The organism is Kitasatospora sp. NPDC001603 (assembly GCF_040298365.1).
In the GTDB taxonomy this organism is placed as follows: Bacteria; Actinomycetota; Actinomycetes; order Streptomycetales; family Streptomycetaceae; genus Kitasatospora.
In genome coordinates, this window is sequence record NZ_JBEPAA010000093.1 from 14,358 (window position 1) to 28,412 (window position 14,055).

Annotated in this window: 1 protein-coding gene and 1 pseudogene; both read right to left on the reverse strand. The window is 76.8% G+C overall.

Annotation, left to right across the window (positions count from 1 at the left end; genetic code table 11):
* Positions 1-26: 26 nt before the first annotated feature.
* Positions 27-10,832: pseudogene (locus tag ABT263_RS34370) on the reverse strand (type I polyketide synthase); the annotation flags it as partial.
* Between the two features lie 77 nt (positions 10,833-10,909).
* A partial coding sequence (locus ABT263_RS34375; RefSeq protein WP_352296720.1) for an SDR family NAD(P)-dependent oxidoreductase occupies positions 10,910-14,055 on the reverse strand: 3,146 nt, incomplete at its 5' end.

A 14,055-nucleotide genomic window follows, 5' to 3' on the forward strand; every position in this document is an offset into this window, starting at 1 on the left:
CACTGCCCCATTCACGTTGTACCGCATCAGCTTTCGAGGCCCTCGTCGTCGCCGCCGAGCGCCAGTTGGACGAGGTCGTCGACGTCCAGGTCGGCGAGCGTGCCCGGCCGGTCGTCCTCGTCCGCCGCGTCGGCCGCCGGTCCGCCGGTGTCCAGTGCGGCCAGCCTGACCAGGGCTTCCATCAGCCCGGCCTCCCGGAATCGGGCCATCGGGAGGGAGACCAGGGCGTGCCGCAGCCGGTCCTCGTCCACTTCCGGGCCGCTCGCCGCGCCGTCCGGGAGCAGCTCGCCGTGCACGTGGCGGGCCAGTGCGAGCGGGGTCGGGTAGTCGAAGACCACGGTGGCGGACAGATTGAGGCCGGTGGCCTCGCGGAGCCGGTTGCGCAGCTCGACCGAGGTGAGCGAGTCGAATCCGGCATCCTTGAAGGACGTCCCGGCCACCACCCCGTCCGGTCCGGTGTGGCCCAGGACCAGCGCGACCTGGGCCCGCAGGAGGTCCACCAGCAGGGCCTCCTGGTCGGCCCGGGCGAGCCCGGTGAGCCGGCGCACCAGGCCGTCGCCGCCGTCGCCGGACGCGGCCCGGGCCACCTGGCGGCCGGCCCTCACCTGGCCGCGCAGCAGGGGCGGTACTCCCCCGCCGGTCGCGGCCTCGGCCCTGATCGCCCGCAGGTCCAGCTTGATCGGCACCAGCAGTGCCTCGTCCGCGCCGAGCGCGGCGTCGAACAGCGCGGTGCCCTCCGCCGGCCCGAGCGCGAGGATGCCGCCGCGGCGGTTCGTCCGGGTGCGCCCGGCCGCCTCGGCGCCGGTGGTCATCCCGGTGGCGCTCTGCTCCCACGGGCCCCAGGCGAGCGAGAGCGCCGGCAGGCCGGCCGACCGGCGCCGGGCCATCAGGCCGTCGAGGTAGGCGTTGGCCGCCGCGTAGTTGCCCTGGCCGGCGGAGCCGAACAGGCCGGAGGCGGAGGAGTAGACGACGAACGCCGCCAGGTCGGGGGCGAGTTCGCGGGTCAGCTCGTCCAGGTGGCCGGCGGCGGTCACCTTCGGGGCGAAGACCCGGGCCAGCCGCTCGGGCGTCAGCGCGCCGATCACCCCGTCGTCCAGGACGCCCGCGGTGTGCACGACGGCCGTCAGCGGGCGCTCGTCGACCACGGAGGCGAGCAGTGCGGCCAGTGCGTCCCGGTCGGTCACGTCGCAGGCCGGCACCGCCACCGACTCGGCGCCGAGCGCGTGCAGCTCGGCCACCAACTCCCGGGCACCGTCGGCCTCCAGCCCCCGCCGACTGGTCAGCACCAGATGCCGGATGCCGTGCTCGGTCACCAGGTGCCGGGCCAGCACCGCGCCCAGCGACCCGGTACCACCGGTGACCAGCACCGTCCCCGCCCGGTCCAGCACCGGCTCCGCCCGGTCGACGGCGCCGGCCCGGACCAGGCGCGGCGCGGAGAGCACCGGGCCGCGGACCGCGACCTGCGGCTCACCGGATGCCAGCACGGCGGTGAGGACCGCGTCGGCGTCGGTGCCGGCAGCGGTGTCGAGCAGGACGATCCGGTCGGGGTTCTCCACCTGGGCGGCCCGGACCAGGCCCCAGACGGCGCTGCCGGCCGGGTCGGTCACCGCGGCGTCGCCACCGGCGGGCACCGCGCCGCTGGTCGCCACGACCAGCCGGGAGGCCTCCGGGACCGGAGCGACCAGCCACGCCTGGAGCACGTCGAGCACCCGGGTGCCGAGCTCCAGCGCGTCCGCACCGGCCGCCGTCAGCACCACGGCGTCCGGCACCCCGCCCGCCGCGGCCAGCGCGGTCACCTCGTCGGCGGTGGCGACGGACACCCGGCTCGGCGCGGCCGCGAGGGGCGGCGGCGACGGCAGGGCCGTCCACTCCACCCGGAACAGCGAGTCGCCGCCCGGCGCACCCGCCGCCGCCTCCAGCTGCTCGGCGGAGACGGCGCGGAACACCAGGGAGTCCAGCGTCAGGACCGGACCGCCGGTCTCGTCGGCGGCCTGGAGCGACACCGCGTCCTGGCCCGACGGTGCCACCCGGACCCGCAGCGCCGAGGCGCCGACGGCGTGCAGGGTGAGCCCGTTCCAGGCGAACGGCAGGACCGTCCGGGGCTCGTCCGCCGCCTCGGTGGCATCGGCCGGGCGGACGAAGCCGTTGGCGTGCAGGGCGGCGTCGAGCAGCGCGGGGTGGATGCCGAAGCGGTCCGCCCCCTCGCGGTGGTCCTCCGGCAGGGCGATCTCGGCGAAGACCTCCTCGCCGCGCCGCCAGACCGCCCGCAGGCCCTGGAACGACGGGCCGTAGGTGTAGCCGAGCCGGATCAGGTCGGCGTAGAAGCCCTCGACGTCGACCTCGACCGGCTGGGCGCCGGGCGGCGGCCAGGCGGTGAGGTCGACCTCCGGTACGGCGCCGGTCCCGGCCGGCCGCAGGGTGCCGGTGGCGTGGCGGGTCCAGCCGTCCGTACCGGCCTCCACCGCGTCCTCCCGGGCGGAGTACACCTCCACCGTCCGGGTGCCCCGCTCGTCCGGGCCGCCGAGCGCGACCTGGACCCGGACGCCGCCGTGGTCCGGCACCACCAGCGGTGCCTCGATGACCAGTTCGTCCAGGGCGCCGCAGCCGGCCTCGTCGCCGGCCCGGACGGCCAGCTCGACGAGGCCGGTGCCGGGCAGCAGGACGACCCCGCCGACGGCGTGGTCGGCGAGCCACGGGTGCGTGCGCAGCGAGAGCCGGGAGGTGAACACCAGGCCGTCGTTCTGCGGCAGGTGCATCACCGCGCCGAGCAGCGGGTGGTCGGTCCCGGTCAGTCCCAGGAAGGCGGCGTCGGCGGCCGGGGCGGGCTGCAGCCAGTACTGCCGGTGGTCGAAGGCGTAGGTCGGCAGCTCCAGGTGGCCCGGGTCGGCGGGCAGGAGGCCGGACCAGTCCACCGCGACGCCCCGGACGAGGAGTTCGGCGACCGCGGTCAGCACGGTGTGCGCCTCGGGTCGGCCGTCGCGCAGGGCCGCGACGCAGAGCGCGCCGTCGCCGGCGGACTCCGCCACCGCGCTGCTGAGCGCGGCGCCGGGGCCCAGTTCGACGAAGAGTGCGGTGCCGTCCCCGGCTGCGGCGGCGATGCCGTCGGCGAACCGGACCGGGCGCCGCACGTGGTCCACCCAGTAGGCGGGGTCGGTCAGTTGACCGGGCTCGGCGGGACGGCCGGTGACGTTGGAGATCACCGGGAGCCGCGGTTCGCGCCAGACCACCTCGGCGAGGACGGCGGCGAAATCCGCCAGCATCGGCTCCATCAGCGCCGAGTGGAAGGCGTGCGAGACGGTCAGCTGCTTGACCTTGCGGCCCTGTGCCTTCAGGCTCTCGGCGGCCTTCAGCACGGCCGCCTCCTCGCCGGAGAGGACCACCGACGACGGGCCGTTCACCGCCGCCAGGTCCACGCCCGCAGCGAGGAATTCGGCCACCTCGGCCTCGGTCGCGGCGACCGCCACCATCGCGCCGCCGGACGGCAGCGCCTGCATCAGCCGGCCCCGCGCGGCGACCACCGCCGCCGCGTCCGCCAGCGAGAGCACCCCGGCCACGTGCGCGGCCGTGATCTCACCGATCGAGTGGCCCATGACCGCGTCCGGCCGGACGCCCCAGGACTCGATCAGCCGGAACAACGCCGTCTCCACCGCGAACAGACCCGCCTGGGTGTAGACGGTCTGGTCCAGCGATCCGGCCGTGCCGAGCACCACGTCCTTGACCGGGTGCTCGGCCCAGCCCGCCAACCGCTCGTCCAACGCGGCACACGCCGCGTCGAAGGCCTCGGCGAACACCGGGTACCGCTCCGCCAGCTCCCGGCCCATCCCGACCCGCTGCGACCCCTGCCCCGGGAACACCAGCACCGTGCGCGCCGCCTCACCGGCGGTCCCGGTCACCAGCACCGGGCTGCGCTCGCCGCGCGCCAGGGCGCTCAGCCCCGCCAGCGCCTCCTCCCTGGAACCCGCCAGCACCACCGCGCGCTCCGACAGCAGCGCCCGCTGGGCCAGCAGCGCGGCGGCGATCTCCGCCGTCCCGGCCTCGGACGTCTCGATGAAGGGCGCCAGCCGGTCGGCCTGCCCCGTCAGCGACCGCGCGCTCTTCGCCGACAGCACCAGCGGGACCACACCCGTCGGAGCGTTCTCGACCGCGACGGCCTGCGCCTCGGCCTCGACCGGGGCCTGCTCCAGGATCAGGTGCGCGTTCGTCCCGCTGACCCCGAAGCCGGAGACACCCACCCGGCGGGGGCGGCCGGTCTCCGGCCACTCCCGCGCCTCGGTCAGCAACTCGACGGCGCCCGCCGTCCAGTCCACCTGCGAGGACGGCGCGTCCACGTGCAGGGTGGGCGGCAGGACACCGTGCCGCAGCGCCTCCACCATCTTGATCACACCGGCCACCCCGGCGGCCATCTGGGTGTGGCCGATGTTGGACTTCAGCGAGCCCAGCCAGAGCGGCCGCCCCGGCTCCCGGTCCTGGCCGTAGGTGGCCAGCAGCGCCTGCGCCTCGATCGGGTCCCCCAGGACCGTGCCGGTGCCGTGGCCCTCGACCACGTCCACCTCGGTGCCGGTCAGGCCCGCGTTGGCCAGCGCCTTGCGGATCACCCGCTGCTGGGAGACTCCGTTGGGCGCGGTCAGACCGTTGGACGCGCCGTCCTGGTTGACCGCCGACCCGCGCACCAGCGCGAGCACCCGGTGCCCCTTGCGGCGGGCCTCCGACAGCCGCTCCAGCACCACCACGCCCGCGCCCTCGGCCCAGCCGGTGCCGTCCGCCGCGTCCGCGTAGGACTTGCACCGGCCGTCCGTCGCCAGGCCGCGCTGGCGGGAGAACTCCACGAAGGTGCCGGGGGTGGCCATCACGGTCGCGCCGCCGGCCAGCGCCATCGAGCACTCGCCCTGGCGCAGCGCCTGCGCGGCCAGGTGCATCGCCACCAGCGACGACGAGCAGGCCGTGTCCACCGTGACCGCCGGGCCCTCGAAGCCGAAGACGTAGGCCACCCGGCCGGAGGCCACGCTGCCCATGCCGCCGGTGCCGGTGAAGCCCTCCAGCTCCGCGGGCACCGCGCCGCCGGCGCCGTAGCCCTGGCCCATGACACCGGAGAACACCCCGGCGTCCGTGCCCTTCAGCGAGAGCGGGTCGATGCCCGCGCGCTCCAGCGCCTCCCACGAGGTCTCCAGCAGCAGCCGCTGCTGCGGGTCCATCGCCAGCGCCTCCCGCGGGCTGATGCCGAAGAACCCGGCGTCGAACCGCCCCGCCTCGTAGAGGAATCCGCCCTGGCTCACATAGGAGGTGCCGGCCTTTCCGGGGTCGGCGTCGAAGAGGTCCGCGACGTCCCAGCCGCGGTCCTCGGGGAAGCCGGACATCGCGTCCCGGCCCTCGCTGACCAGCCGCCAGAGGTCCGCCGGGCTGCCGACGCCGCCGGGCAGCCGGCAGGCCATGCCGACGATCGCGATCGGCTCGTCCGGGTCGGCGGGCGCGACCGCCGGCGCCGCCGCGGCGGTCCCGTCGGCGACGAGACCGAACTCGGCGTGCAGGTAGCGGGCGAACGCGAGCGGGGTCGGGTGGTCGAAGACCACCGTCGCGGCCAGCTTCAGACCGGTCGCCTCGCGCAGCCGGTTGCGCAGCTCGACGGAGGTCAGCGAGTCGAAGCCGGAGTCCCGGAAGGCCGTCCCGCTCCTGATCGCGTCGGGCCCCGCGTGCCCGAGCACGGTCGCCGCGTGACCGCGGACCAGCTCCAGCAGCACCGCCTCCTGCTCGGCCGCCGCCAGCCCGGCCAGCCGACCGGACAGCCCGCCGCCGCCGTCCCCCGAGGCCGCCCGCACCAGCTGCCGCCCGGTCCGCACCAGGCCGCGCAGCAGGGTCGGGACGTCCCGGCCGGCCGCGGCGCCCGCGCGCAGCGCCCGCAGGTCCAGCTTGGCCGGGATCAGCAGCGCCTCGCCGGTGCGCAGGGCCGCGTCGAAGAGGTCCATGCCCTCCTCGGCCGTCATCGCCAGCACACCGCCGCGCCGGTTCATCCGGCTGCGGGTGAGGTCGTCCATGCCGGCTGCCATACCGCCGGCGGTCTGGTTCCACAGGCCCCAGGCCAGCGAGGTCGCGGCCAGACCGGCCGCCCGGCGCTGGTGGGCGAGGGCGTCCAGGAAGGCGTTGGCGGCCGCGTAGCTGCCGGTGCCCGCGCCGAGGAACACCGAGGAGACCGAGGAGAAGACCACGAACGCGTCCAGGTCGGGGGCGAGTTCGCGGGTCAGGGCGTCCAGGTGCTGGGCCGCGGTGACCTTCGGGGCGAAGACCTGGGCGACCCGCTCGGGGTCCAGCGTGCCGATGACACCGGCGTCGGCGATGCCCGCGGTGTGCACGACGGCGGTCAGCCGGCGCCCGGCGCGCCGCACGTCGGCCAGCAGGTCCGCCACGGCCGCCCGGTCGGTCACGTCGCAGGACTCCACCGCGACCGTCGTCGCGCCGAGCCCCTTCAGTTCGGCGACCAGCTCGGTCGCGCCCTCGGCCGCCGGGCCGCGCCGGCTGACCAGCGCCAGGTGCCGGATGCCGTGGTCGGCGACCAGGTGCCGGGCGAGGATCCCGCCCAGCGAGCCGGTGCCACCGGTGATCAGGACGATGCCCTCGGGGTCGAGGCCGGTCCCCGTCCCGCCGTCGGCCCCGGCGACCGGTACGGCGCGGACGAGCCGCGGGACGGACAGCGCCGTGCCGCGCAGGGCCAGTTCGGGCTCCCCGGTGGCCAGCGCCGTACCCAGCACCGGGGCGAGGTCGAGGTCGAGGTCCGCGGCGGGGTCGAGGTCGAGCAGGACGATCCGGTCCGGGTTCTCGGTCTGGGCGGCGCGGATCAGGCCCCACACCGCGCCACCGGCCGGGTCGGTGACCGCGCCGTCCGCGCCGGCGCCGACCGCGCCCCGGGTGGCGACGACCAGCCGGGCCTCCTCCAGGCCGGGCGCGGCCAGCCAGGCCTGGACGGCCGCCAGCACCCGGTTGGTCTGGACGAGCGCGGCGTCGACGCCGTCGGCGCCGTCCGCCACGGCGTCCAGGACCGCCACGACGGGGAGCGCCGCCTCCGGGCCCGCGCCGCCGGCCAGCGCGGTGATCCCGGCCGCGTCGGACACCGCGACCCAGACCGGCCGGTCGGCCGCCGCCCCCGTGGACGGTGGCAGGTCGCTCCACTCGACGCGGAACAGCGAGTCGGCGCCCGCCGTGGCCGGGCCGGCCGTCAACTGCTCGGCGGTCAGCGGCCGCAGCTCCACCGAGTCCGCCGTCAGGACCACGCCGCCGGCCGGGTCGACCGCCTCCACCGTCAGGGCGTCGCCGCCCTGCGGCGCGATCCGCACCCGCAGCACGGAGGCGCCGACGGCGTGCAGGGCGAGTCGCTGCCAGGCCAGCGGCTGCCAGACCCGGGCGCCGGTAGCGGCGCCGTCGGCCACCGCGGTGTCCCGCAGGGCCGGGTGCAGGGCGGCGTCGAGCAGGGCGGGGTGCAGGCCGAACCGCCCGGCCTCCTCCCGGCTCTCCTCGTCCACCGCGACCTCGGCGAAGGTCTCCGCGCCGCGCTGCCAGAGCCCGCGCAGGCCCCGGAAGGCCGGGCCGTGCTGGTAGCCGTGCCCGCCGAGGTCGGCGTAGAGGGCGTCGACGTCGACCGGCCGGGCCCCGGCGGGCGGCCAGACGGTGAAGTCGGCCTGCGGGGCGGCGGTCTTGGTCGTCGCGGTGAGGGTGCCGGTGGCGTGGCGGGTCCAGGTGTCGCCGCCGGTGTCGCCCGCGGCGTCCTCCCGGGTGGAGTAGACGGCGACGCTGCGGGCACCGCTCTCGTCGGGGCCGCCGACGGTCACCTGGACCCGGACGCCGCCCTGTTCGGGCAGCAGCAGCGGGGCCTTGACCACCAGGTCGTCGAGGGTGCCGCAGCCCAGCTCGTCACCGGCCCGCACGGCCAGCTCCACCAGGGCGCCGGCCGGGAGCAGCACGGCACCCCCGACGACGTGGTCGGCCAGCCAGGGATGGGTGCGCAGCGACAGCCGCGAGGTGCCGAGCAGGCCGCCGGTCTCCGGCACCTCCGTCACGGCGCCCATCAGGGGGTGGTCGGCGGCCGACTGGCCGAGCGAGGCCGCGTCGGCGGCCGGGCCGAGCTGGAGCCAGTAGTGCCGGTGGTCGAAGGCGTAGGTCGGCAGCTCGACGCGGGCGGTGCCGGTCGGCAGCACGCCCGTCCAGTCCACGGCCACGCCGCGGACGAAGAGTTCGGCCATCGAGGCGAAGAGCCGGCGCGGACCGCCCTCGTCCCGCCGCAGCGTCCCGGTGACCAGGGCCTCGGCCCCGGCCTCGTCCACGATCTCGCTCACCGGCTGGACCAGCACCGGGTGCGCGCTCGACTCCACGAACACCGTGTGGCCCTGGTCCAACAGGGCGGCGACGGCGGGGCCGAAGCGGACCTGACCGCGCAGGTTGCGGTACCAGTACCCGCCGTCCAGCACGCCCGCCTCGGTGACCCAAGCGCCGGTGACGGTGGAGAAGAACGGGACCAGCGGGGCCTGGCTGCGGATGTCCGCGAAGGCCTCCGCCAGGGTCTCCTCGATCGCCTCGACATGACGGGTGTGGGAGGCGTAGTCCACCGCCACCCGGCGCACCCGCACACCGTCCGCCGCCAGCACCTCCAGCGCCTCGTCCAAGGCCTCGGCGTCACCGGCCACCACCACCGAGGCCGGGCCGTTGACGGCCGCGACCTCCACCCGTTCCGCCCAGCGCACCAGCCGCTCGACGGCCTCGCTCTCGGAGAGCGCCACCGACGCCATCCCGCCGCGCCCGGCGAGGCTGCCGGCGATCACCTGGCTGCGCACCGCCACGATCCGCGCCGCGTCCTCCAGCGAGAGCGCACCCGACACGCAGGCTGCCGCGATCTCGCCCTGGGAGTGGCCCAGCACGGCGTCCGGCACCACGCCCACGGACGCCCAGACGGCGGCGAGACCGACCATCACCGCGAAGCTGGCCGGCTGGAGCACGTCCACCCGGTCGAGCAGCTCGGCCGGGGCGTCGCCGCGCAGCACCTCCGCCAGCGACCAGTCGACGAACGGGTCCAGCGCCCGGACGCACTCCGCGACGCGCTCGGCGAACACCGGTGAGGTGTCCAGCAGTTCACGCCCCATCCCGACCCACTGCGAACCCTGCCCCGGGAAGACCAGGACGAGCTTGCCCGCACCGGACACACTGCCCGTCACCAGCCCGGGAGCGGACTCGCCCCGGGCCAGCGCGCCCAGCCCGGCCAGCGCCTCCTCCGTCGAAGCGGCCACCAGCACCGCCCGCTCGGCGAGCGCCGTCCGCCCGGTGGCCAACGCGGCGGCGACGTCCGCCGGGTCCGGCCCCTCGGCGGTCCCAAGGAAGGCCGCCAGCCGCTCGGCCTGCCCGGCCAGCGAGCCGGCCGAGGACGCCGAGACGACCAGCGGCAGCACACCGCCCGGCGCGGACCGCACCGCGTCCGGCTCGGCGGGTGCCTCGGCGGGCGGTTCCTCCAGGACGACGTGCGCGTTGGTACCGCTGACGCCGAAGGAGGAGACCCCGGCCCGGCGCGGCCGCCCGGTCTCCGGCCAGTCCCGCGCCTCGGTGAGCAGCTCCACCGCGCCGGCCGACCAGTCCACCTCGGTACTGGGCGCGTCGACGTGCAGGGTCGCGGGCAGCACGCCGTGCCGCATGGCCTGCACCATCTTGATCACGCCCGCCACCCCGGCGGCGGCCTGGGTGTGGCCGATGTTGGACTTCAGCGAGCCCAGCCAGAGCGGACGCCCGGGCTCGCGCTCCTGGCCGTAGGTGGCCAGCAGCGCCTGCGCCTCGATCGGGTCGCCCAGCACCGTGCCGGTGCCGTGCCCCTCCACCACGTCCACGTCGGCCGGGGTGAGCCCGGCCGCCGCCAGCGCCTTGCGGATCACCCGCTGCTGCGAAGGACCGTTGGGCGCGGTCAGACCGTTCGACGCGCCGTCCTGGTTCACCGCCGACCCGCGCAGCACGGCCAGCACGTGGTGCCCGTTGGCCCGCGCCTCGGAGAGCCGCTCCAGCAGCACCATGCCGGCGCCCTCGGCCCAGCCCGTGCCGTCGGCCGCGTCCGCGTAGGACTTGCACCGGCCGTCGGCCGCCAGCGCCCGCTGCCGCGAGAACTCCATGAACATGCCCGGCCCGGCCATCACGGTGGCACCGCCGGCCAGCGCCAGCGAGCACTCGCCGCGCCGCAGCGCCTGCGCGGCCAGGTGCATCGCCACCAGGGACGACGAGCACGCCGTGTCCACGGTGACCGCCGGACCCTCGAACCCGAACACGTAGGAGATCCGGCCCGACGCCACGCTGCCGGTGGTCCCCGTCCCGGTGAAGCCCTCCAGCTCCGGGGGGACGGGGCCGCCGGTCGCGTAGCCCTCGTTGATCACTCCGACGAAGACGCCGACGTCCGAGCCCTTCAGCCCCGCCGCGTCGACGCCGGCCCGCTCCAGCGCCTCCCACGAGGTCTCCAGCAGCAGACGCTGCTGCGGGTCCATCGCCACCGCCTCGCGCGGCGAGATCCCGAAGAAGCCCGCGTCGAACAGCCCCGCCTCGTGCAGGAAGCCGCCCCGGCTCACGTAGGAGGTGCCGCTCTTCTCCGGGTCCTCGTCGAACAGCCCGTCCAGGTCCCAGCCGCGGTCGGTCGGGAAGCCCGACACGCCGTCCCCGCGCTCGGTCACCAGCCGCCACAGGTCGTCGGGGCCCGCCACCCCGCCCGGCAGCCGGCACGCCATGCCCACGATCGCGATCGGCTCCGCCTTCTCGGCCTCCAGCTCCAGCACGCGTTGCTGGGAGCGGCGCGCTTCGGCGAGGACGCGCTTGAGGTAGTCGCGAAGCTTGCTTTCATCCGCCATCGAAGTTCGGCTCCTAGAAGGCTGTGGCGTCGGGTGGTCTGCGGGGGTGCCGGTGGCGGTCAGCTGCCGAACTCCGTGTCGATGAGGTCGAAGAGCTCGTCGTCGGAGGCGGTGTCGTAGTCGATCTGTTCCTCGGCCGCCCCGCCGCCGTTCGCCGTCGACCAGGTGGCCAGCAGGCCCTGGAGCCGGGTGGCGACCTGGGCGCGGGCCGTGTCACCGGCCGGTGTCTCGGCCAGCATCGCCTCCAGCCTGCTCAGTTCGACCAGCAGCGGGTGTGAGGTGGCGGTGGCCTCGCCGGCCGGGTCCAGCCGGTCGTGCAGGTAGTGCGCGAGGGCCAGCGGCGTCGGGTAGTCGAAGACCACCGTGGCCGGCAGGCTCAGGCCCGTCGCCTCCCGGAGCCGGTTGCGCAGTTCGACGGAGGTGAGCGAGTCGAAGCCGGCGTCCTTGAACGCCGTCTCCGGCCTGACCTGCTCCGACCCGGCGTGGCCGAGCACGGTCGCCACCCGGGCGCGGACCAGGTCCAGCAGCAGGGCCTGCTGCTCGGCGGGCGCCAGCCCGGCCAGCCGGCGGGCCAGCCCGCCGCCGCCGTCACCGGCGGCCGCCCGGACGGCCTGCCGGCCGGTGCGGACCAGGCCGCGCAGCAGCGGCGGGACACCACCCCCGAGCGCGGCGTCGGCGCGCAGCGCCCGCAGGTCGAGCTCGACCGGCACCAGCAGGGCCTCGCCGGTGCGCAGCGCCGCGTCGAACAGCGCCGTGCCCGCCTCGGCCGTCAGGGGCCGGACACCGCCGCGGCGGCCGCTCCGGTCCTGACCGGGCCCGTCGGCGGAGCCGTCGGCCTGCGCCCACACCCCCCAGGCGAGGGACGTACCGGGCAGGCCTGCCGCGCGGCGCCGGTGCGCCACCGCGTCCAGATAGGCGTTGGCCGCGGCGTAGCCGCCGGTGCCCGCGCCCAGGAAGACCGAGGAGGCGGAGGACATCAGGACGAACGCGTCCAGCTCGGGGGCGAGTTCGCGGCTCAGCTCGTCCAGGTGGCGGACGGCGGTCACCTTCGGCGCGAAGACCCGCGCCATCCGGTCCGGGTCGACCTCGCCGATCACCCCGGCGTCGAAGACCCGGGCGGCGTGCACGATGCCGGTCAGCGGGTGCCCGGCCGGCACGCCGGCCAGGAGCGCCGCGACCGCCTCCCGGTCGGTGACGTCGCAGGCCACCACCGACACCGTGGCCCCGGCGGCCTCCAGCTCGGCGGCGAGCTCCGCCGCGCCGTCGGCGTCCGGGCCGCGCCGGCCCGCGAGGACCAGGTGGCGGACGCCGTGCCGCGCGACCAGGTGACGGGCGGTCAGGGCGCCGAGCGAGCCGGTGCCGCCGGTGATCAGGACCGTGCCGTCCGGGCGGAAGGCCGGTTCGCCGCCGGGCACCTCGCCGGCGGTCCGGGCCAGGCGCGGTACGTGCAGCGCCGTTCCGCGCACCGCGACCTGCGGCTCGCCGAGCGGCAGCGCCGCGGCGAGCGCGGTGTCCAGGTCGTCCGGCGCGGCCGGGTCGAGGTCGAGCAGGACGATCCGGTCCGGGCTCTCGGCCTGGGCCGCCCGGACCTGGCCCCAGACGGCGGCGCCGGCCGGGTCGGTGAGCGCGGCGTCGCCGCCGGCGGGCACCGCGCCCCGGGTCCGCACCACCAGTCGGGAGTCCTCCAGGGTTTCGTCGGCCAGCCAGGACTGCACCACGGCCAGCACCCGGGTGGTGAGCGGGAGGACGGCGTCCGCCCCCTCGCCGTCGGTGACGGCCGTCAGGACCACGACCGGGGGAACGTCCCCACCGGCCGTCAGGGCCGCGAGGTCCGCCTCGGTCGCGACGGCCGCGCGCCGCGGCGCCGTGCCGGTGCCCTGCAGCGGTGCCGGGGGCAGCGCCGTCCAGTCGACCCGGTACAGGCCGTCGCCGTCGGCCGTGCCCGCCGCGGCCGCCAACTGCTCGGCGGAGAGCGGCCGCAGCGTCACCGCGGCTGCCGTCAGGACCGGGCCGCCGGCCTCGTCGACCGCCGCCAGTGCCAGCGTGCCGGGCCCGGCCGTGGTGATCCGCACCCGCAGCGCGGAGGCGCCGACGGCGTGCAGGGCCAGTCCGTGCCACTCCAGCGGCTGCCACGTCCGGTCCCGGTCCGCCGCGGCCGCGTCCCGCAGGGCGGGGTGCAGGGCGGCGTCCAGCAGCGCGGGGTGCAGGCCGAAGCGGGCGGCGGTGTCCCGCTGCCCGTCGGGCAGGGCGAGCTCGGCGAACACCTCGTCGCCGCGCCGCCACACCGCCCGGAGGGCGCGGAACAGCGGTCCGTACTCGTGGCCGTGAGCGATGAGTTCGGTGTAGAGGCCGTCGACGTCGACCGGCTCCGCACCGGCCGGGGGCCACGCCCCGGTGTCGAACGGCTCGGCCCCCGCTGTGGGCGCCACCGCGAGGGTGCCGGTGACGTGGCGGGTCCAGGTGTCCGTCGCGTCCTCGTGGGCGGAGTACACCTCGACCGTGCGGGCGCCCTGCTCGTCCGGGCCCCCGACGGCGACCTGGACCCGGACCCCGCCGTGCTCGGGCAGGAGGAGCGGGACCTCGATGACCAGGTCGTCGAGGGTGCCGCAACCGACCTCGTCACCGGCCCGGACGGCCAGCTCCACCAGGGCGGCACCGGGGACGAGGACCACTCCCCCGACGGTGTGGTCGGCGAGCCAGGCGTGCGTGCGCAGCGACAGCCGGGAGGTGAACACCAGGCCGTCCGACTGCGGCAGTTGGACGACGGCGCCGAGCAGCGGGTGGTCGGCCCGGCCCTGGCCGAGCGAGGCCGCGTCGGTGGCGGCAGCGCTCCGGAGCCAGTAGTGCTCGTGGTCGAAGGCGTAGGTGGGCAGCTCCAGATGGGTGACCGGAAGGCCGGCGGGCAGGGTCTTCGCCCAGTCCACCTCGACGCCACGGACGAAGAGTTCGGCGACCGAGGCCAGCACGGTGTGCGCCTCGGGGCGGCCGTCGCGCAGGGCGGCCACCGTGACCGCGCGCTCACCGGCGGACTCCGCGACCACGCCGCTCAGCGCGGCGCCGGGGCCCAGCTCGACGAAGACCGCGTTACCGAGACCGGCCGCCGTGGCGATGCCGTCGGCGAACCGGACCGGGCGGCGGACATGGTCCACCCAGTAGGCGGGATCGGCCAGTTGGCCGGGCTCGGCCGGTCGGCCGGTGACGTTGG